This window comes from Kitasatospora sp. NPDC059827 (genome assembly GCF_042731675.1).
Classification (GTDB): Bacteria; Actinomycetota; Actinomycetes; order Streptomycetales; family Streptomycetaceae; genus Kitasatospora.
In genome coordinates this window covers 22574-42917 of record NZ_JBHWIV010000010.1, presented here as the reverse complement: position 1 = coordinate 42917, position 20344 = coordinate 22574, and the positions used below count along the sequence as shown (strand labels likewise).

At 73.2% G+C, this 20344-nt stretch carries 15 protein-coding genes; 9 read left to right on the top strand and 6 right to left on the bottom strand.

Annotated features, from left to right (window positions below):
- Nucleotides 1–97 precede the first annotated feature (97 nt).
- The 3 genes from ACFV8H_RS08885 to ACFV8H_RS08875 form a co-directional block, all read right to left on the bottom strand.
- Nucleotides 98–1789 (bottom strand): hydrogenase maturation protein, encoded by a 1692-nt coding sequence (locus ACFV8H_RS08885; RefSeq protein ID WP_380397708.1) that lies wholly within the window; start codon nt 1787–1789, stop codon nt 98–100.
- A gap of 136 nt (nt 1790–1925) precedes the next feature.
- A complete protein-coding gene (locus tag ACFV8H_RS08880; RefSeq protein WP_380397706.1) occupies nt 1926–2375 on the bottom strand; it encodes a hypothetical protein in 450 nt (149 codons plus the stop codon).
- A 6-nt stretch (nt 2376–2381) separates the two neighbouring features.
- On the bottom strand, nt 2382–2843 hold the full coding sequence (locus ACFV8H_RS08875; RefSeq protein ID WP_380397704.1) for a cupredoxin domain-containing protein: 462 nt from the start codon (nt 2841–2843) through the stop codon (nt 2382–2384).
- A 302-nt stretch (nt 2844–3145) separates the two neighbouring features.
- On the opposite strand from ACFV8H_RS08875, the gene ACFV8H_RS08870 reads away from it, so the two are divergent.
- Nucleotides 3146–3592: an SsgA family sporulation/cell division regulator gene (locus ACFV8H_RS08870; RefSeq protein WP_380397702.1), complete on the top strand. Its 447-nt coding sequence runs from the start codon at nt 3146–3148 to the stop codon at nt 3590–3592.
- Between the two features lie 512 nt (nt 3593–4104).
- On the opposite strand, the gene ACFV8H_RS08865 is transcribed toward ACFV8H_RS08870, so the two are convergent.
- Entirely contained in the window at nt 4105–6321 is a 2217-nt protein-coding gene (locus ACFV8H_RS08865; RefSeq protein ID WP_380397700.1) for a germacradienol/geosmin synthase, read from the bottom strand.
- A gap of 235 nt (nt 6322–6556) precedes the next feature.
- Between ACFV8H_RS08865 and ACFV8H_RS08860 the strand changes: the two genes are divergently transcribed.
- Nucleotides 6557–7324 (top strand): maleylpyruvate isomerase family mycothiol-dependent enzyme, encoded by a 768-nt coding sequence (locus tag ACFV8H_RS08860; protein ID WP_380397698.1) that lies wholly within the window; start codon nt 6557–6559, stop codon nt 7322–7324.
- Nucleotides 7325–7403: 79 nt separating this feature from the next.
- On the opposite strand, the gene ACFV8H_RS08855 is transcribed toward ACFV8H_RS08860, so the two are convergent.
- Nucleotides 7404–8603, bottom strand: a complete 1200-nt coding sequence (locus ACFV8H_RS08855; protein WP_380397697.1) for a TIGR03364 family FAD-dependent oxidoreductase — start codon at nt 8601–8603, stop codon at nt 7404–7406.
- Between the two features lie 163 nt (nt 8604–8766).
- On the opposite strand from ACFV8H_RS08855, the gene ACFV8H_RS08850 reads away from it, so the two are divergent.
- The 7 genes from ACFV8H_RS08850 (at nt 8767) to ACFV8H_RS08820 (ending at nt 19256) form a co-directional block, all read left to right on the top strand.
- Nucleotides 8767–9528 carry a GntR family transcriptional regulator gene (locus ACFV8H_RS08850; protein ID WP_380397695.1) on the top strand — a complete coding sequence of 254 codons (762 nt, stop codon included), beginning with the start codon at nt 8767–8769 and terminating at the stop codon, nt 9526–9528.
- Nucleotides 9529–9533: 5 nt separating this feature from the next.
- Nucleotides 9534–10223: a phosphonatase-like hydrolase gene (locus tag ACFV8H_RS08845; RefSeq protein ID WP_380397693.1), complete on the top strand. Its 690-nt coding sequence runs from the start codon at nt 9534–9536 to the stop codon at nt 10221–10223.
- A 181-nt stretch (nt 10224–10404) separates the two neighbouring features.
- Nucleotides 10405–13995 carry a DNA polymerase III subunit alpha gene (gene dnaE, locus ACFV8H_RS08840; protein ID WP_380397691.1) on the top strand — a complete coding sequence of 1197 codons (3591 nt, stop codon included), beginning with the start codon at nt 10405–10407 and terminating at the stop codon, nt 13993–13995.
- Between the two features lie 226 nt (nt 13996–14221).
- Complete coding sequence (locus tag ACFV8H_RS08835) at nt 14222–15007, top strand: class I SAM-dependent methyltransferase (protein ID WP_380397690.1); 786 nt, start codon at nt 14222–14224, stop codon at nt 15005–15007.
- Between the two features lie 208 nt (nt 15008–15215).
- On the top strand, nt 15216–16730 hold the full coding sequence (locus ACFV8H_RS08830; RefSeq protein ID WP_380397688.1) for a Y4yA family PLP-dependent enzyme: 1515 nt from the start codon (nt 15216–15218) through the stop codon (nt 16728–16730).
- Nucleotides 16727–18055, top strand: a complete 1329-nt coding sequence (locus ACFV8H_RS08825) for a pyridoxal-phosphate dependent enzyme (RefSeq protein WP_380397686.1) — start codon at nt 16727–16729, stop codon at nt 18053–18055. Before ACFV8H_RS08830 ends, ACFV8H_RS08825 begins: the two co-directional genes overlap by 4 nt.
- Nucleotides 18056–18068: 13 nt before the next feature.
- Nucleotides 18069–19256: an aminotransferase class V-fold PLP-dependent enzyme gene (locus ACFV8H_RS08820; RefSeq protein ID WP_380397684.1), complete on the top strand. Its 1188-nt coding sequence runs from the start codon at nt 18069–18071 to the stop codon at nt 19254–19256.
- A gap of 13 nt (nt 19257–19269) precedes the next feature.
- On the opposite strand, the gene ACFV8H_RS08815 is transcribed toward ACFV8H_RS08820, so the two are convergent.
- The gene (locus ACFV8H_RS08815; RefSeq protein ID WP_380397682.1) at nt 19270–20328 is read right to left on the bottom strand and encodes a hypothetical protein; all 1059 of its coding nucleotides are present in this window, start codon (nt 20326–20328) and stop codon (nt 19270–19272) included.
- Nucleotides 20329–20344 lie beyond the last annotated feature (16 nt).

Here is a 20344-nt window from a genome sequence, read left to right as displayed (position 1 = left end):
GGCTCGGACCCAGTCATAGCAACGCTTCGGGCCTTCCGCCGGTCCAGCGGCCCGGCGGGACCGCCCGGGGCGCGCAAGCCGGGCGGGGCCGTTCGGGTCACGGCGCGGCGCGGAGCCCGGCGGGCACCGGCGTCTTGCGCACGAACGCGGACCGCAGCGCGTGGTACGGCGATTCGGGTGTGAAGAACTGCCGGCGCATCACCGCGAGCTCCTCCGCCCGGTACGCCTCCAGCGGCTTCGTCCGCTCGTCGGCCTCGCGCGCCGCCTTCTTCGCCGCGATCCGCCGGTGGACGGACGGCGAGGCGGCCAGCAGCCCCGCCAGCCGGGCCGCGTGCGCCCCGAACTCCTCCGGCCCGGCGTCGAGCACCCGGTCGACCAGGCCGATCCGCTCGGCGGCCGCGGCGGACACCGGCAGGGCCCGCCCGGTCAGCCGCTCCGCCTGCGCCGCGCCCACCCGGCGCGGCAGGGTGTACGTCCAGTACTCCGAGCCGTGCAGCCCCATCAGCCGGTAGTGCGGGTTGAGCACCGAGCCGGCCCGGCACCACACCTCGTCGGCGGCCAGCGCCAGCATCACCCCGCCGGCCGCGGCGTTCCCGCCGACGGCCGCGACCACCAGCCGGTCGGTGGTGGTGAGCACCTCGGCGACCAGGTCGTCCATCGCGGTGATGTTCGCCCAGGACTCGGCGGCCGGGTCCGGCGCGGCCTCGATCACGTTGAGGTGGATGCCGTTGGAGAAGAAGTCCCGGCCGCCGCCGAGCACCAGCACCGTGGTCGGGCGGCCGAGCGCGAAGCGGTACGCGGCCAGCAGTCGGCGGCAGTGCCCGGCGGACATCGCCCCGCCGGGGAAGGAGAACCGCAGGAAGCCCACCGGGCCGTCCTCGTGGTAGCCCAGGTCCGACCAGCCCGGGTGCTCACCCTCGTCCGCCGTCAGCGGCGCCGGGTGCTCCGCCAGGGGCGGCAGCAGGGCGCCGAGCGCGGTCACCGCCGGGAGCTTGACCGTCACGGGCCCGCCCGGCGTGCGGCGGCGGCGCAGTTCGGGGAGCCACACTGCGCCGTCCGGGGTAGCCCGGCACACCGCGCCGGCCCGGGTGGCGAGCAGCTCGCCCGGGCGGCCGCGCAGCAGCGGCTCCCGGTGGCCGCCGTGCAGGTACCACTCGGCGCCGCACAGCACGTCCAGCACCCCGGGGCGGGAGTCCGCGGCGCGCAGCCGGCGCAGCACCTCCTCGGTGGGGTCGGCCGTCCAGTCGATCCGGCGCTCCGCCTGGCGCAGCGGCGGCCGGGTGCGCACCGTCCCGTGCCAGCCGGGGCCGTGCTGCGGCTGCGGGACGTAGCCGCCGGAGGCGAAGCGTTCCACGGCGAGCAGCGCGGCCGTGACGGCCGCGTCGGAGACCTCGTTGCGGTAGAGGTCGCTCTTGCCGCGCTCCGGCAGCCGGCAGGGCGCCCAGGCCCAGACCGGTCCGGCGTCCATCTCCGCCTCGGCCTGGAGCACCGTGACGCCCCAAGCGGTGCGGCCCTCCTGGACCGCCCGGTCCAGCGAGGACGGGCCGCGGTCGCCCGGCGGGCCGGGGTGGACGACCAGGCAGGTGAGCTGCTCCCAGAGCGTGCGCGGGATCGCGCTGCGCAGCATCGGCGCGAGCACCAGGCTCGGCCGCAGCCGGGCCACCGTCGCCAGCAACTCCTCGTCGTCACCCGCCAGTTGGACGTCGACGCGGTGGCCGCGGTCACGCAGTTCGGCGTGCAGCCGCTGGCTGAGGCTGTTGAACGCGCTGGCGAGGAGCAGGATCCGCATGTCCGCCTCCGACGGTGAGGGCCCGGGGAACCCGGCGATCATCGCCTCCGCCCGATCCGCCCCCGGGCCCGTCGCCCCCGCCGCGCCGCCCGTTCACCCGAGCGGCGGGGCACCGCCCGGGCGCGGCGGCTCCCGCTCAGGCGGGTTCCTGGCCTCGGCGGCGGCGGAAGCCCAACAGCAGCAGGGCGGTGAGCGCCACCGTGGCGATGCCCTCGGCCCAGGCGGCCAGGGTCTTGTCGGCGAACCAGATCGGCTCGTACATGTTCGGCAGCGGTCCGAGGGTGCCGACGTCGACGTAGCGGTAGAGCAGCAGGGCGCCGAGGCCGGAGGCCGCGACCAGCCAGCCGAACAGGACGGCGGACTGGCGGCGCCCGAGCAGCAGGAGCAGCGCGGCGAGGCTGGCAGCGGCGGCCTCGGCCCGGAACAGCGTGCCCTGGGTGATGCTGTCGCCGATGGCGTCGTACCGGTCGGCGAGCCGGGCGTGGACGGCCGCGTCCACGGCGAGCCCGGCGACGGCCACCAGGCACAGCAGGAGCTCGACGGGCCGGCGTCCGTCGCGGGGGCGGGCGTGCGTGCGGGGGGCCACGGCCGGTCAGCCGACGGTGAGGGTGCCGTGCATGAACGGGTGGATGGTGCAGATGTACGGGTGGTCGCCGGTCTGCTGCGGGGCGGTGAAGGTGGCGCTGGCGCCGGGCTGGATCGTCCCCGTGTCGAAGGACTTGTCGGAGGCCGTCAGGGTGTGGGCGGTGGAGTCCTGGTTCATCACGGTGACGGTCTGGCCGGCCTTCACCGTCAGGGTCGCGGGGGCGAAGGCGAAGTTCTTGATGATGACCTGGAGGGCGCCGGTGCTGCTCTGCGCGGCGGCGGTCGCGGCACTGCTGACCTGCGCGGGGCTGGTGGCGACGCCGCCGCCCTGCACGGGGCTGGTGACCGCGCCCGAGGGCGCGCCGTTCGAGGTGGTGCCGGTCGACGGGCTGCCGGAGCTGGAGCAGGCGGCGAGGGCGGCGCAGAGCAGCAGCGCGGCGGCTGCCGGGAGGGGCCGGGGGCTGGTCACGGACGGGCTCCGTTCGGGAGGGGTGCGGCGGCGGGAGCGGCGCGCTTCCCAGCCTCCGCCGCCACGGGCCGGTCGCGGCTACGCCGAGGACGCCGGACAGCCCACCGTTTCATCCGTGTGAGTGAATGCGACGGCCCCGTACCCACGTCGACGCCCGACGACCGACGACCGACGACCCGGCGATGCGGGGGAATTGTGCAGATTCCTCCCCCGCCCGCTGCCGGCCGGCACACCGGGTAGGCGCCCCCGGGTACGGCGGGCCGCCCCGGTCCGGCGGGTCGCGATCGCAGGAGGCCGAACCGATGCAGTTGTCCACCGTCCGCCCGGTGCCCGTCACCTTCCCCGACGGCCCGACGCCCGACGTCCCGGTCGAGGCCGAGCTCCGCTTCGACGCGAGCCTCCCGTACGCGGCCTGCCTGGCGTTCCCGCTGACCCCGTGCCGGTGCACCGGCGACGCCGCCCGGGTGTGCTGGTACTTCAGCCGCGAACTGCTCAACGAGGGGCGGCTCGGCCCGGTCGGCAGCGGGGACGTGCGGATCCGCCCGGGGGTGGCGGGCGAGGTGCTGATCACCCTCCAGGGGCCGGTCGGCCGGGCCGTGGTGAGCGCCCCGGAGGACCTCGTCACGGCGTTCCTCTCGGACTGCTTCGCGCTGGTGCCCGCCGGAGCGGAGTCCCACCACCTGGACGTCGACACGGCCCTCGACCGGCTGCTCGCCGCCGACCGAGGGGCGCCCGGTGATCCTCCGTAGAATCCACGGGCCGATCCCCTCACCCCCGCTCGCCCGCAGGAGGCCGCGTTGACGTCCCACCCCGGACCAGGTGTGCTCACCCACCTGGAGTCCCTGCTGCACCGGGCCCCCGCCGACCGGGGCGGGGCGCTGTGGCGGTTGCAGGAGGAGGGCCGCCAGCTCGACGCCAACATCGTCCGCCTGCCGGCGAACGCCGAGGTCGCGGCCCACGTGGAGCCGGACCTCGACGTACTGGTCCAGGTGCTCGACGGCAGCGGCCATCTGGAGACGGCCAACGGCCGGCAGTTGCTCTCCCCCGGCTGCACCGCCTGGCTGCCGCACGGTGCGCGGCGGGCGGTCGGTGCGGGCGAGGACGGCCTGGTCTACCTCACCGTCCACCGCCGCCGGCCCGGCCTCACCGTCCGCCCGCCGCGCACCGGCCGGGTAGCCGCGCCCGGCGCCCGGTGCGGACGGCCCCGACGCGGGCCGCGCCGGTGCGGACGGCCCGCCGGGGAGGCCGCCCGGCCGCCGGCTCAGCGGGCCGGCTGCGGGAGCCGGGTGGCCGAGGTGCCGAGGCCGGTCGGCCCCCGCAGCTCGTGGCCGTGGTGGCGGCGCAGTTCGGCCTCCGTGAAGCGGCCGCTGCGGCCGTGCCAGTCCAGGTTGCCGGCCAGGAAGGCCCGCAGGTGGCGGACGTGCTCGTCGACGGCCTGCCGGGCTGCCGCGCCGAGCCGGAAGTCCTCGCAGAGGACGGGCAGTTCGGCGGCCACCAGGTGCTCGAACTGGTCCAGCCGGGCCTCCGCGAGGTCGGCGACGACGTGCGCCGCCTCCCGGTAGCCGCAGTCGAAGAAGTGCTCCGCGACCAGCGCCGAGTTGTGGAAGTCGCCCTCGAACTCGATCTCCCGCTGGTACGAGTACAGGTCGTTGACCAGGGCGGAGTGGTCGACCGCCGCGAGTTCCACGGCCCGCATCGTGCCGCTGGCCCGGACCTCGGGCGGGAGCGCTTCGCCGCGCAGCAGGCCGGGGATCGTGGTGAAGAACTCCCCGCCGACGGTCTGCCGGCGCACCTCCAGGAAGTCGACCGGGTCCGGGATGCGGTGGTGGGCCAGGTTGGCGACCTCCGTCACCCAGCCCTCCAGCAGGTCCGTCAGGACGCCGCGGACGGTGTCCTGCGCGGCGGACGGCAGTTGCTCGGCGAGCCGGGACCAGAGGTCGGCGAGCCCGCGCTCCAGCGCGTCCGCGGGGGCGACGGGTGCGGCCTGGCCCGGTGCGGTGAGCGCCAGCAGGCGGGCGGCGGCCAGTTTGGCCCCGGCCAGGTCGCGCGGCTGCCCGTAGGCGGCGTCGAAGTGGTCGTCGCCGTAACAGCCCCAGGTGATGAAGCCGACGGCGGCGGCCAGCTGCTCGGCGCCGAGGTCCGGCAGGGTGAGGGCGCCCAGCAGGCCGAAGTCGGCGCGGGCGAGGGTCCGTTCGCTCCAGACCGGCCGGCCGCCGGTGCGCGGTCCGGGGGCGAGCATGCCCATCCGTTCGGCCCACTCCAGCGACGCCTGTCGGGCCTGCGCCAGGTGCGGGCTGGCCCGTACCTCGCCCGGGGACCGGAGTGCGGGCACCAGGGACGGCCCGGTGCGCCGGTGCGGGACGAAGGAGAAGTTCCGTACGCGCTGCGCGCCGGTCGCGGCCCCCAGCCGCTTGAGGTCCATCGCCGAGGTGCCGAGGCCGCCCAGCGGGAGCGCGGAACTCCCTTGCGGGCCGGCGCCGTTCGCGCCCCCGCCGTTCATGTAGCGACTGGACCGCAGGTGCCACTCGTGCCCGCCCGACTGCCAGTCCTGCAGCCCCTTGACGTACGCGAGCACCCGGGCCGCCTCCTCCGGGCCGAGGCCGTGGTCGGCGAACAGCGGGGGCAGTTCGGTGAGCGCGGTGTCCTCGAACTGCTGGAGCCGGGAGGTCAGCAGGTCGTTGACCCGGTCGGCCGCCTCCTGGGTGGAGATGTCGAGGAAGGTCTCCAGCACCAGGACGCCGTTGCTCAGTTCGCCCTCCTCCTCGGTCTCGCGCTGGTAGGAGAACAGGTCGTTGCGCAGGTGCACCGCGTCCGAGAAGGCGTCCCGGAGCACCCGCAGCGGCCGGGTGCCGGCGACCGACGCCGGGACCTCGGCACCCGCCGCGTGCTCCACCAGCCCGGCGGACCAGGGCGCGCCGCCCACCTTGCGGCGCATCTCGATGTACTCGACCGGGTTGGGGATCCGGCCGATGTTGATGTTCGACAGCTCCCAGATCGACTCGTCGAGCAGGTGCTCGGTGCTCAGCGCGAAGCGTTCGCGCCAGTCCCGCGAGGTGCCGGGGACGGTGCGCAGCCAGAGGTCGGCGAGGCCCGCCTCGACCGGGTTCCGCGGCTCGGGCGTCGAGAAGGGGAGGTTCAGCGGCATGAAGGCGGGCAGCCGGTCCAGGTAGGCCTTGCCGCCGGCCCGGTCCTGGGTGCGCTTGAAGGTCTCCAGGAAGTGGTCGTCGAAGAAGAACACCCAGACGTACCAGTCGGTGATCAGCGAGAGCTCGGGCCCGTCGCAGTCCGGGTGGGTGTAGGCGCACAGCAGCGGGTAGTCGTGGGCGTCGAGGTCCCGCTGCTCCCAGATGCCCGAGCCCTCCAGCATGCCCATCCGCCGGGCCCACTGCCGGGAGTGCTCGTGCGCCTCCTCCAGCCGGGGGTTGAGGCGGGCGGGGTACGGCAGGTAGAAGGCGGGGAGTTCGAAGGGCTGGGGCACGGGGCTGCACGCTTTCTCGCGGGGACGTCCGGCCCCCTGCTCAACGACCCCTGCCGGGCCCGGTCACCGCGGCGCTCCGGCCCCTCGGCGCCTCCGCAGAGTTACTTGACAAGCTCAACCTTTCAGGCCTAGCGTCGTGACGATTGTTTCAGCTGGTGAAAAATTGACAGCGCAAGCCATCGGGCGCAGTCCGCCCCGGGGCGCCGCGACATCCGTAGCACTGGAGACAGCCCTCATGACCCCGCAGGACCACGGCGCTGCCGTCGCCGCCGAGACCGCCCGCTTCGTCACCGCCGTCCAGGACGCCGACCCGGCCCTCCCGGTGCCCGGCTGCCCCGGCTGGACGCTCGCCGACCTCGTCCGCCACACCGGCAGCGTGCACCGCTGGTTCACCGTCCTGCTCCGGCAGCGGATCCAGGAGCCGCCGCGCAGCCGGGACGTCGACCTGCGGCTGCCCGAGGGCGCGGACCAGTACCCGGCCTGGCTCGCCGACTCCGCCCGGGAGTCCGCCGCCGTGTTCGCCGAGGGCGACCTCGACGAGCCGATGTGGGCCTGGGGCGCGGACCAGCACGCCCGGTTCTGGGTGCGCCGGATGCTCTTCGAGACCCTGGTCCACCGCGTCGACGCCGAGACCGCGCTCGGCCTGGCGCCGGAGATCGACCCGGCCCTCGCCGCCGACGGCGTGGCCGAGTTCCTGACCAACCTGCCCTTCGCCACCCTCTTCGCCCCCGGGACGGCCGAGCTGCGCGCCGAGAACCGGACCATCCGCTTCACCCGCACCGACGGCGAGGGCGACTGGCTCGTCCGGCTGCGCCCCGACGGCTTCGGCCTGGCGGACGCCGACCCCGACGGCTCCGAGGTGGCCGCCGACGCCACCGTCCGGGCGGACGCCGCCGAGCTGCTGCTGCTCCTGTACGGGCGCCTGGACCGCACCGCGGCCGGGGTCGAGCTCGCCGGGGACGAGGAGCTGCTGGCGCACTGGTTCGCCCACTCGGCGTTCTGAGCCGCGCCGGGCACGCGCCCGGACCACTCACCGGCCGGGCCGCACAGGCCCGGCCGGACGGCTGTCCGGGCTCGTGGGCTCAGCCGGTCGCGGCCAGGGTCCCGTCGAAGGTGGCGGCCGCCAGGCCGAAGGAAAGAGTCATCCCGACGCCCGAGGTGACGGTGATCGCCCGCACGCCCGGGGCCAGGTCGCGCACCAGCAGCGGGCCGCGCGCACTGCTGGCGTAGACGCCCTGCCAGCGCTCCAGGATCCGCAGGTCCGGAACGCCCAGCACCCGGGCGACGGCGGCGATCAGCAGCTCGTGGGTGCGCTCGTCGACGAACGGCGGGGTGGTGGCGTCGTAGTGGTGCGAATCGCCGACCAGCACGGTGCCGTCCGGCAGCCGGGTGAACATCACATTGGCGCCGATGCCCAGCAGCTCCGCGCTGTGGCCGAGCACCTCCGCGCGCAGCGGGCCGGCCGACGGCTGGGCGGTGAAGGCGTCGTAGCGCAGCATCGAGGTGGCGGTCAGCACCGCCGCGTTGGTGCGGAACCCGACCGGGGCCTCGGCCCGCGCCATGCTCAGGCGGCAGCGCTGGATCTCGTGGTCCTCGGCGACGTCGGGGAACAGGTAGTCGAGGTCGTGGCCGACGCAGACCAGGATCCGGTCGCCGCGCACCGGGCCGCGGGTGGTGTGCACGGCGCCGGACTCCACGCCGGTGACGGCGGTGCCCCACAACACCCGGCCCCGCGGGTGCTCGGCGACCCAGCGGGCCAGGGCGGGCGCGGCCTCGCGCGGGTTGACCCGCAGATCGGCGGGCAGCAGTGCGCCGCCGACCAGGTCACCGGCCTCGCCGCCCGCGCGGCCGAGCGCCTCGGCCGTCTGCGCGGCGGTGCGCAGCCGTACGTCGTCGCCGCCGCGGTCGGCGTGCAGCTCGGCCAGCACGGCCGCCTCGGTCTCCGACCGGGCCACCACCAGGGCACCGGCCTCCTCGGCCCAGAAGCCGGCCGCCGCGGCGGCGCGCAGCCAGCCGGAGCGGGAGCGCCGGGCCAGTCCGAGCAGTTCGCCGTCCTGGGCGGTGATGCAGCAGTGGCCGAAGTTGCGGACCGAGGCGCCGACCGGCTGCCGGTCGCGCTCCACGACGGTGACGGACAGCCCGTTGCGGAGCGCCTCGAAGGCGTGGGCCAGGCCGACGATGCCGGCGCCGACGATCACCACGTCGCTGGGGCCGGGCGCGCCGGCGGTGTCGCGCGAGGGGGAGACGGCGGGGGTGGTTACGGATGCGGTGCTGCTGCTCATGGGCCCCAGCCAAGCGGCCGACGAGCGCCGGAGTCAAGAGATGTATGTACAAGTCACCCCTTGTTCACCCAGCGGACGATCTTCTGGCTCACTTGGATGAACAGGAGAATCCGCAGGTGGACCGGCCTTGAGAAGTTCCGGCCCCGGGTGTCATAGTCGACTTGTGAAGACAAGTGAGGACCTCCCCCTCCACCAACGGCTCGGCGCGGAGTTCCTGCGCCGTATCGAGTCCGGCGAGTGGCCCGAGGGCGAGCCGGTGCCCAGCGAGTCGCAGCTCTGCGCCGAGTTCGGCACCTCCCGCGGCCCGGTCCGCCAGGCCCTGGCCATGCTGCGGAGCGCGGGCAGCCTGGTCGGCGGACGCGGCAAACCGCCCGTCGCCCACCGCACCGCGCCCTCCCAGCCCTTCGGCACCTTCCTGTCCTTCACCCAGTGGGCCCGCAGCATCGGCCGCGAGCCCGGGCAGCACACCCTGGAGGTGGCCCGCCGCCGGGCCGCCCCGGAGGCGGCCGCCCGGCTCGGCCTCGCCGAGGGCGAGCCGGTGGTCGAACTCGTCCGGCTGCGCCTGCTGGACGGCGTCCCGGCCATGCTCGAACGCTCCACCTTCGTCCACGAGGTCGGCCGCTTCCTGTTCGACTTCGACCCGGACACCGGCTCGGTCTACCAGGAGCTGCTGCGCCGCGAGGTCGACCTGCACCACGCCCGGCACACCATCGACGCCGTCGCCGCCGGGCCGCGCGACGCCGAGCTCCTCCGGATCGCCACCGGGGACCCGCTACTGCGGGTGCGCCGGCTCACCACCTCCGGCCGGGGCGTCCCGCTGGAGGACGCCGACGACCGCTACCTGCCCGCGATGGCCACCTTCACCGTCGAGAACACCGTCGAAGGCCGAACCGTGATCGGCCGCTACCGCACCGAAGAGGACTGAACACCGTGATCGAGCTCGCCGCCCTGGACATGGCCGGTACCACCGTCAACGAGTCCGGCGCCGTGTACCGCGCGCTGCGCACCGCCGTCGAACGCAACGGGGTGGCCGTCGCCGACGCCGACCTCCAGACCTGGATGGGCACCGACAAGCGCGAGGCCATCGCCGCCCTGGTCCGCATCGGCGGCGGCACCCCCACTCCGGAGCTGGTCGAGGAGAGCTACGCGGCCTTCGCGGAGTTCCTGCGCGAGGCCTACCGCGCCAACCCCCCGCAGGCCATCGAGGGCGTCGAGGAGGCGCTGGCCGAGCTGCGCCGCCGCGGCATCAAGGTCGCGCTCACCACCGGGTTCAGCGACGACGTCGCCTACCCGCTGCTGGAGTCGCTCGGCTGGTCCACCGGCGAGGGCGGCAACCTGGACGCCGTCGTCACCTCCGACGAGGTCCCGCGCGGCCGCCCGGCCCCGCACATGATCCACCGGGCGATGGAGAAGACCGGGGTGATCGACACCCGCCGGGTGCTGACCGCCGGGGACACCGTGGTCGACGTCGAGGCCGGCCGCAACGCCGGGGCCGGCGTGGTCGTCGGGGTGCTGACCGGGGAGCTCACCCGGGCCGACTTCGACGGGCACCCGCACACCCACGTGCTGGCGAGCGTCACCGAGATCCCGGCCCTCCCCGAGGCCACCCCGACGGCCTGACCGCACCGTGACCGCACCGCTCCCGCCGTCGGGGCGCCCCGACGGCGGGAGCGGTTGTCAAGGCGGCGGGAGGATCTCGTCGGGGTCCGCCCACCTATGGCCCGGAATGCCGCACTCCCCGGGGCGACCCGCTAACGTGGACCGCTTCCGTACCCCCCGGTCCACCGAGGAGCAAAGCGCCGTGTCCGACAGCTTCGCGCACCTGCACGTCCACACCGAGTACTCGATGCTGGACGGGGCGGCGAAGAACGGAAAGCTGTTCGCCGAGGCGGAGAGACAGGGTATGCCCGCCATCGCGATGAGCGACCACGGCAACATGTTCGGCGCGTACGAGTTCTTCCACTCCGCCGCCAAGACCGGGGTGAAGCCGATCATCGGCATCGAGGCCTACGTCGCCCCGGCCTCCCGCTTCCTCAAGAAGCAGGTGTTCTGGTCGCCCGGCGGCCAGCGCCCCACCGGCTCCGACGGCGAGGGCGGCAAGGACGTCTCCGGCGGCGGCCGCTACACCCACATGACCATGTGGGCGCAGAACGCCACCGGCCTGCGGAACCTCTTCAAGCTCTCCTCGCTCGCGTCGATGGAGGGCTACTACATGAAGCCCCGGATGGACCGCGAGCTGATCGCCGCCAACGCCACCGGCATCATCGCCACCACCGGCTGCCCCTCCGGCGAGGTGCAGACCCGGCTGCGGCTCGGGCAGTACGACGAGGCGGTCAAGGCGGCCGGTGCCTACCAGGACATCTTCGGCAAGGAGAACTACTTCCTGGAGCTGATGGACCACGGCCTCTCCATCGAGCAGGACGTCCGCGAGGACCTCCTGCGCCTGGCCAAGGACCTGAACATCCCGCTGCTGGCCACCAACGACTCGCACTACGTGACCGCCGACCAGGCGGACGCCCACGACAGCCTGCTCTGCGTCGGCGTGGGCAAGAACAAGGACGACCCGAACCGCTTCAAGTTCAACGGCTCCGGTTACTACGTGAAGACCGCCGAGGAGATGCGCGAGCTCTTCCGCGAGCTGCCGGAGGCCTGCGACAACACCCTCGCCATCGCCGAACGGATCGAGTCGTACGACGAGGTCTTCACCTACGTCGACCGGATGCCCCAGTTCGACGTCCCCGAGGGCGAGACCCAGGCCTCCTTCCTGCGCAAGAAGATCGAGGTCGGGCTCCAGCACCGGTACGGCGACAGCCCGAGCCAGGAGGTGCTGGACCGGATCGAGCTGGAGATGGGCGTCATCTCCCCGATGGGCTTCGACGCCTACTTCCTCGTGGTCGCCGACATCTGCCAGTACGCCCGCGACAACGGCATCCCGGTCGGCCCGGGCCGTGGTTCGGCGGCCGGATCGATGGTCTCCTACCTCACCCGGATCACCGAGCTGGACCCGCTGGAGCACGACCTGCTGTTCGAACGCTTCCTCAACCCCGAGCGCATCAACCCCCCGGACGTCGACATCGACTTCGACGACCGCCAGCGCGACCAGATGGTGCGCTACGTCACCGACAAGTACGGCGAGGCGTACACCGCCCAGGTGAACACCTTCGGCACGATCAAGGCCAAGGCCGCCGTCAAGGACGCCAACCGCATCCTGGGCTACCCCTTCGCGATGGGCGACCGGATCACCAAGGCGATGCCGCCGGACGTCATGGGCAAGGGCGTGCCGCTGGCCGACCTGTTCAACGACAAGCACCCGCGGTACAACGAGGGCACCGAGATCAGGGCGCTCTACGACAACGAGTCCGACGTCAAGAAGATCATCGACACCGGGCGGGGCATCGAGGGCCTGATCCGCGGCACCGGCGTGCACGCCGCGGCCGTCATCCTCTCCTCGACCCCGCTGCTCGACCTGATCCCGCTGCACAAGCGGGACAAGGACGGCGTGATCATCACCGGCTTCGACTACCCGTCGTGCGAAGCCATGGGCCTGATCAAGATGGACTTCCTGGGTCTGCGGAACCTGGGCATCATCGACCACTGCATCAAGATCGTGAAGGCCAACCGGGGCACCGACGTCGACATCGAGAAGATCCCGATCGACGACCCCACCACCTACCAACTCCTCGCCCGCGGCGACACCCTGGGCGTGTTCCAGCTCGACGGCGGCCCCATGCGCGCCCTGCTCAAGCTGATGAAGCCCACCGAGTTCGCCGACATCTCCGCCGTCTCCGCGCTGTACCGGCCCGGCCCGATGGGCATGAACTCGCACACCAACTACGCGCTGCGCAAGAACGCCCAGCAGGAGATCATCCCGATCCACCCCGAGCTGGAGGAACCGCTCAAGGACGTCCTCGGCCCCACCTACGGCCTGATCGTCTACCAGGAGCAGGTGCAGCGAGCCGCCCAGGTGCTGGCCGGCTACTCGCTCGGACAGGCAGACCTGCTGCGCCGCGCGATGGGCAAGAAGAAGAAGGAGGTGCTGGAGAAGGAGTTCGTCCCCTTCCACGCGGGCTGCAAGGAGCGCGGCTACTCCGACGAGGCGATCCAGGCGGTGTGGGACGTCCTGGTCCCGTTCGCCGGCTACGCGTTCAACAAATCGCACTCCGCCGCGTACGGCCTGGTCTCCTACCAGACCGCCTACCTCAAGGCCAACTACCCGGCCGAGTACATGGCGGCGCTGCTCACCTCGGTCGCCGACGACAAGGACAAGATGGCCGTCTACCTGGCCGAGTGCCGGCAGATGGGCATCAAGATCCTCTCCCCCGACGTCAACGAGTCGGTGGTCGACTTCACCGCCGTCGGCAGCGACGTCCGCTTCGGCCTCAAGGCCGTGCGCAACGTCGGCGTGCCGGTGATCGAGTCCCTGGTCGGGACCCGCGACGAGAAGGGCAAGTACACCTCCTTCGCCGACTTCCTGGACAAGGTCGAGCTGGTGGTCTGCAACAAGCGCACCATCGACTCGCTGATCAAGGCCGGCGCCTTCGACTCGCTCGGGCACAGCCGGCTCTCACTCAGCAGCGTCCACGAGAGCGCCATCGACGCCGTCACCGGGTTGAAGAAGCAGCAGGCCATCGGACAGGACGACCTGTTCGGCGCCCTCGACACCGGTGACGGCGGCGGACCCGCCATCGGACTGGACTTCCAGCTCACCGAGAACGAGTGGCCCCGACGCCAACTCCTCGCCCTGGAGCGCGAGATGCTCGGCCTGTACGTCTCCAGCCACCCGCTGGACGGCGCCGAGCACATCCTCTCCCAGAACCGCGACACCTCGATCGCCGAACTCCTCGGCTCCGGCCGCTCCGAGGGCGAGGTCCGGCTCTCCGGGCTGATCACCGGCGTGGACCGGCGGATCAACAAGGCGGGCAACGCCTGGGCGATCATCACCCTGTCCGACCGCGACGGCTCGGTCGAGGTGCTGTTCTTCCCGGCCACCTACAACCTGATGGCCGAGCAGATGATCGAGGACAACGTCATCTCGGTCCGCGGCCGCCTCAACGAGCGCGACGGCTCGCTGAGCATCTTCGGCCAGGAGATCGCCACCCTGGACGTCTCCTCCGCCGAGCTCGGCACCAAGCCGCCGGTGCAGATCACCGTGCCGGTCTCCCGGATCACGCCCGAGGTCGTCGCCGAGCTCAAGCTCGCCCTCCAGGCCCACCCCGGGGACGTCCCGATCCGGCTGCTCACCACCAACTGGGACAAGAACACCCTGTACGAGCTGGGCTTCCGGGTGAACCCCGACAACGGGCTCGCCTCGGACGTCAAGACACTGCTCGGCAACCGCGCCTGGGCGGGCGCGGCCGTGCGCGCCGTCGCGGACCAGTCCGCCGGGCGGTAGGACCCGCCGGAAGGGCCGGGGCGGGGCGCTGCTGCGCTCCGCCCCGCCCCGTCCTGGCGCTTCGCGGATTCCCGTGGCAGGCCCGCGGCAGGCCCGCGGCAGCCCCGTGGCAGGCTCCTCAGATGAAAACGGATATCATTACGGTGCGGGCAGTGGATCGCACCGGCCGGTTCCGTTGCCAATCCGTATGGACATGACACACATTGGCATCGCACGGGGAGCTCGAATGCGCACGGACACAGCGGGAGTCGGGATGCCGGTGGACGCGACCCTGGCCGGGGCCTGGCTGGAACGCTGGGAGCGCCAGCAGGAGCTGTACGCGGTGGAGCGCGAGGAGCGGTTCACCGTCATGGTCGACGTGGTGGAGCAGGTCGTCGGCCACCGCGCCCGTCCGCTGATCGCGGACCTCGGCAGCGGTCCCGGCTCGCTGTCCGCGCGGGTCGCCGAACGGCTGCCGCACGCCGAGGTCGTCGCCGTCGACATCGACCCGCTGCTGCTCGCGCTCGGCCGGGCCGGACACCCCCGGGTGACCCGCTGGGTGGAGACCCTGATCGGGCGCCCCGGCTGGATCGAGGACCTCGGACTCGACCGCCCGCTGGACGCCGTGCTCTCCTCCACCGCGCTGCACTACCCGCCGCCGGAGGCGCTGCTCCGGATCTACCGCGACCTCGCGGGCGCGCTGCGACCCGGCGCCGTCCTGGTCAACGGCGACCACCTGATCCCCGAGGAGCCCTCCCTCGCCGAGCTCGCGCTGGCGATCGGCCGGCGCCGCTCCCAGCGCCGGGGCGTGGGCGGCGCCGAGGACTGGTCGCAGTGGTGGGACGCCGCCCGCCGGATCCCGGAGTTCGCCGAACTGCTGGCGGCCCGCGAGCGGCAGCTGCCGCCCAGCGAGGGCGAGGGCAACGGCCTGTCCGCCGCCCAGCACGCCGGACTGCTGCGGCTGGCGGGCTTCCGCCAGGCCGGGTCGGTCTGGCAGTACGGCGCCAGCTCCGTCCTGGTGGCGCTGCGCTGACCGGAATTGATCGCTGACCCAACTTCCTTCTGTCACAAACGGATTGAGTACTTTCACCTGGGCACAGTCTTTGCTATGGCGTGACAGAAACCGCTGTTGATTCAAACTGAAAACAGTTACCGTTTGCCTCGGTCGTCGACCGGCCTGGGCAACCCGTCGGCGAGCCGTGCGCCCCTCACCCCGGACCACCGACGGGAGGCTGACCACCATGCGGCCCTCACCGCTGTACCTGGAACCACGGCTGGAGCCCCGGCTCCGATCCCTCCTGGACACCCCCGACCTCCTGCACACCCTGGTCGACGCGCTCGGGTCACCGCTCAACCTGCTGCTGCCCGAGCAGCTCGCCGACAACCTGGCCCGCTTCCGGTCCGTCTACCGCAAGCACCGGCTCACCGGGCGGATCTACTTCGCCCACAAGGCCAACCGCTCCAGCGCCCTGGTCCGGCGGCTCGCCGCCGCAGACACTGCCACCGACGCCGGGGTCGACGTCGCCTCGCTCGGCGAGCTCCAGCACGCGCTCGGCGCCGGCTGCGCCCCCGAGCGGATCATGGCCACCGGCCCGAAGACCCGCGAGTTCCTCTGGCTGGCCGCCCGCACCGGCGCCACCGTCCACCTGGACACCCTGGCCGAACTCGACGAGCTGGCCGACCTGGTGCGCAAGCACGCCCTCCCCCGGGTGCCCGTCATGCCCCGGCTCTCCGGCTTCCGCTCGCCCGGCGTCACCGTCCTCACCCGGCCGAGCCGCTTCGGCGTCCCGGCCGACGAGCTCGACGCACTGCTGGACGCCCTCGAACGCCACCGCGACACCGTCGAACTCACCGGCGTCGCCTACCACTTGGACACCACCGGCATCGGCGAGAAGGCCGTCGCCCTGGAAGCCTGCATCCGGATCATGGACGAGTGCCACCGCCGCGGCCTGCACCCCCGCACCATCGACATCGGCGGCGGCTTCGGCGTCAACTACCTGGCCGACGCCGCCCAGTGGGAGCGCTACACCACCGCACTGACCGACGCCGTCCTGGGCCGGCGGCCCCCGCTCACCTGGCAGGGGCACGGCTACGGGCTCCGGAACGAGTCCGGCACCCTGCGCGGCGCGCTGGGCCTCTACCCCGCGCACCGCCCGGTCGCCGCCGAGGCCTACCTGGACGAACTGCTCTCCCACCCCGCACCCACCCTCGGCCGGCCGCTGGCCACCCTGCTGCTGGAGAACATGTACGACCTGGCCGTCGAACCCGGCCGGGCCCTGGTCGACCAGTGCGGGGCCACCCTCGCCCGCGTCCTGGAGGTGCGGCGGGGGCCGGGCGACGAGCAGCTGGTGCGGCTGGAGATGAACGCCCGGGACGCCGGGCTGGAGGACCACGGGGTACTGATGGACCCGGTGCTGATCCCCCGCTCCGGCGCCCCCGCCACCTCCGCCAACCCGGCCACCCCGGACGAGCCCGTCGGCGTCCACCTGCTCGGCAACCTCTGCCTGGAGGCCGACCTGATCACCCGTCGCGTGGTCCACCTCCCCCGCCTCCCCGCCCCCGGCGACCTGCTCGCCTTCGCCAACACCGCGGGCTACCTGATGGACTTCAACGCCGGCGGACCGATCCGGCAGCCCGTCGCGCGCAAGGTCGCCGCCTACCGCCAGGACGGCGCCTGGCACTGGCGCCTCGACGAGCAGTACTGGCCCCTCGACACCGCGGGGCCCGCGACACCCCAGGGGGACGGACGCGTATGAGGTACGACAGCATCACCGACGCGATCGGCGACACCCCGCTGGTCCGGATCGACCCGGCCGTGACCGGCCTGCGCACCATCGACCTGTACGCCAAGCTCGAACTGCTCAACCCCTTCGGCTCGGTCAAGGACCGCGCCGCCTGGAACATGACCCGCGAGGCGCTCCCCGCCGCCGTCGCGCGCGGCGACACCATCGTGGAACTCTCCAGCGGCAACACCGCCAAGGCGCTCGCGCTGATCGCGGGCATGCACGGCCTGCCGTTCAAGAGCGTCACCAACCGGATGAAGGTCCCCGAGGTCAAGGACCTCCTGCTGCTGCTCGGCGCCGAGATCGAGGAACTGCCCGGCCGCGCCGAGTGCCTCGACCCCACCGACGCCGACGACCCGCTCACCCGCATCCACCGGATGCTCTCCTCGGCCGAATCCGGCTACCTGCACACCGACCAGTACTTCAACCCGCTCAACCTCGACGCCCACCTCACCGGCACCGGCCCGGAGATCGTCCGCGACCTCGACGGCCGCGCCCCGGACGTGTTCATCGCCTGCGTCGGCACCGCCGGCTCCTCCACCGGCGTGGCAACCGTGCTGCGTGCCCACAACCCGGCGGTCGAGGTGCTCGGACTGGTCGCCCACAAGTCCGACTTCATCCCCGGCATCCGCACCATCGACGAGGTGCACGAGGTCGGTCTGTTCGACCCCGACACCTACGACAGCATCGCCTCGGTGACCGCCGATCAGGCCATCGACGGCATGCTCACCCTGATCCGCCGCTGCGGCCTGCTGGCCGGCCCGACCGGCGGCGGCGCCTACTACGGCGCGCTGCGCCACCTCCGCTCCCTGGACGCCGAGTCGACGGGCACCGAGGAGCGTCGGACGGCCGTGTTCATCGTCTGTGACCGGGTCGAGAGCTACCTCGGCTACATCCGCGACCGCCGCCCCGAGCTGTTCCACCGGCCCGCCCGGCCGAACTCGGTGGGCACCCTGACCGAGGCCGAACTCGCCGCCGCCCGGGCCGTCGACGTGGACGCCGCCCGCAAGTGGATCGCCGAGGAGCACCCGCTGGTGGTCGACCTGCGCGGCCCCTTCGCCTACGCCGCGCTGCACATCGAGGGCTCGGTCAACATCGTCGACGAGCTGTTCGAGGAACTCCTGCACGGGGGAATGCCGTTCGGCACCCGCCGGCCCGTCCTGCTGACCTGTCCGGTCGGCGAGAAGTCGGTCCGGTACGCCGCGCTGCTCACCCGGATGGGGCACCAGGACGCCCGCAGCCTGGCGGGCGGCATCATCGGCTGGCGCGACGCGGGCGCGCCGCTGGTCCGGGACTGAACGGAGGCCGCGCATGAGCACCCTCGACGAACTGGACGGCTGGCACCGGGAGTTGCGGAAGCAGTTCCCGATCATCACCGGCGCCCCCGAGCAGGCCTACCTGGACAGCGCGGCCACCGCCCAGAAGCCGCGGGCGGTGCTCGACGCCGTCCACCACTACCTGACCACCGCCAACGCCAACGCCGGGCGCGGCACCTACACCTGGGCCAACGCCACCACCGCGCTGGTCGAACGCACCCGCACCCGGGTCGCCGCCTTCCTCGGCGACCCGGCGCCCGGGCAGCCCTCCGGAGTGCACTTCGTCAGCGGCACCACCGAGGGCCTGCGCACGGTGGCCCGGGACTGGCTCCCCCGGCACCTGCGGGACGGCGACGAGATCATCGTGCCCTTCGCCGACCACCAGGCCAACGCCCTGCCCTGGCTGGAGGCCCAGCAGCTGCTCGCCGACCGCGGCGTCCGCGTCCGGGTCCGCGAACTCCCGTACGACCCGGCCTCGCACGACTACGACCACCGGGCGCTGCCCGGACTCGTCACCGAGCGGACGGCCTTCGTCGCCGCCACCCACGTCCACCACGTCTACGGCGCCGACATGAACGTCCACCGGATCCGGGCCGCCGTCGGCCCCGACGTGCCGATCTGCCTGGACGCGGCGCAGAGCGTCGGCCACCTGCCGGTGGACGTCGGCCGCCTCGACGTCGACTTCGTGGTCTTCTCCGGCCACAAGGCGCTCGCCCTGCCCGGCACCGGCGCCGTCTGGGCCCGCAACACCCGCGGCCCGGAGTTCCGCCCCGGCGGCTGGAGCGGCACCCCCAACACCTGCGGGATCGCCGGCCTGGAGGCCGCCCTGGACTGGCTCGACGCCGCCGGCACCGACCGCATCCGACGCTGGACCACCGCCCTGGCCACCCGCCTCACCGACGGCCTGCGCGGCTCCGACGCCTACCAGGTGCTCGGCTGCGGACAGAGCCTGGCCGCCGACTCCCCGGTGCAGCGCCGCGAGGCCATCGTCACCTTCCGGCACCGCGCGATCCCCTCCAACGACCTCGGCTTCGTCCTCGCCAGCCACGGCCTGATGGTCCGCGCCGACGGCCACTGCCAGGCCCGCGCCGGCGAGACCGACACCTCGGTCCGGGTCAGCCTGCACGCCTACAACTCCCCCGAGGAGATCGACCGGCTGCTGGCCGCCCTGCCCGACGTCTGATTACCGGGGGTGGTCAGCGGCGCCAGCGGCGGTAGGCGTTCCACTCCTGGGTGAGCCAGGTGCCGTCGCCCAGGGGCAGCACGTAGTCGACCTCGGACATCGGGTACTCCAGGCGGCCGTGCAGGGCGCCGGTGGCGGGGTCGGCGAGCCAGTGGCTGTACTCGCGCCAGTCCTGCTCGCCGAAGAGGAGCACGGCGCCCTCGTCGTAGCGGTTGTGCAGGGTCACCAGCACGGTGGAGTCGTCCACGAAACGGCACCAGGAGGAGATGGACGGGTCGTTGTGGACCGAGCAGTCGCCGGTGCCGGGGGCCGGGAAGTCGCTCAGCCGGAGCGTGGCGGTGACCTCGTAGGAGGGCACGGCGTGCCAGCTGATGTCCCGGCCCCTCCGATCGACGGTCATGCAGCGGGTGTTGCCGGAGTCCGCGTCCAGGTAGTCGCGGTCCGCCGGGAGCCGGGGGACCGTGTCCTGCGGCAGCGGCTCGGCCAGGACGAGGGCGCCGGACTCCCGGCGGAGCCGGTGGCGGGTGGTCGGCCCGGAACCGCCCGAGACGTCCACCCCGATGACCTCGCCGTCCGCGTCCAGGAGCAGGTGGGCGTACCGCTCGTAGCCGCCGCACTCGAGCACGCTCCGGGCCAGCACCCGTCCCTCGGCGTCCAGGGTCAGGAAGACGGTGGCGTCCGGCAGTCCGGAGGGCAGTCGCAGCCAGATCCGGAGCTCCCGGTCGGCACCGGTCACCGTGAACAGGACGTGGCCCCAGCGGTCCACCCGCCAGGTGCCGTACGGCTGCCGCCAGAGCTCCGTGCCGTCCTGGGCCATCGCGACGTACCCGTCCCCGGCGCCGAAGACGGCGAAGGAGAGGTCGGGAGCCGTCCACACCGGCGCCCACCACTCGGGGCCCGGGGCCGGGAACTCGGCCGTCAGTTCGGCCTGCTCCCGCAGGTCGTAGAGGCGCAGCGAGGTGCCGTCGTGGACCTCCAGGCGGGGAACGGGGCCGGTCGGATCGACGGAGGAGCGGGAGTTGCTCCCGCTCGGGATCGGGTAGCTGGCCACCAGCGTGGGTGTGATCGTCATGTCGTCATCCTCTCCC

What these genes read in the sequence shown, in the direction of transcription:
- ACFV8H_RS08885 (WP_380397708.1), bottom strand. Translation starts at nt 1,789, where the DNA reads ATGCGGATCCTGCTCCTCGCCAGCGCGTTCAACAGCCTCAGCCAGCGG.
- ACFV8H_RS08870 (WP_380397702.1), top strand. Translation starts at nt 3,146, where the DNA reads ATGCAGTTGTCCACCGTCCGCCCGGTGCCCGTCACCTTCCCCGACGGC.
- ACFV8H_RS08860 (WP_380397698.1), top strand. Translation starts at nt 6,557, where the DNA reads ATGACCCCGCAGGACCACGGCGCTGCCGTCGCCGCCGAGACCGCCCGC.
- ACFV8H_RS08855 (WP_380397697.1), bottom strand. Translation starts at nt 8,603, where the DNA reads ATGAGCAGCAGCACCGCATCCGTAACCACCCCCGCCGTCTCCCCCTCG.
- ACFV8H_RS08835 (WP_380397690.1), top strand. Translation starts at nt 14,222, where the DNA reads ATGCGCACGGACACAGCGGGAGTCGGGATGCCGGTGGACGCGACCCTG.
- ACFV8H_RS08830 (WP_380397688.1), top strand. Translation starts at nt 15,216, where the DNA reads ATGCGGCCCTCACCGCTGTACCTGGAACCACGGCTGGAGCCCCGGCTC.
- ACFV8H_RS08825 (WP_380397686.1), top strand. Translation starts at nt 16,727, where the DNA reads ATGAGGTACGACAGCATCACCGACGCGATCGGCGACACCCCGCTGGTC.
- ACFV8H_RS08820 (WP_380397684.1), top strand. Translation starts at nt 18,069, where the DNA reads ATGAGCACCCTCGACGAACTGGACGGCTGGCACCGGGAGTTGCGGAAG.
- ACFV8H_RS08815 (WP_380397682.1), bottom strand. Translation starts at nt 20,328, where the DNA reads ATGACGATCACACCCACGCTGGTGGCCAGCTACCCGATCCCGAGCGGG.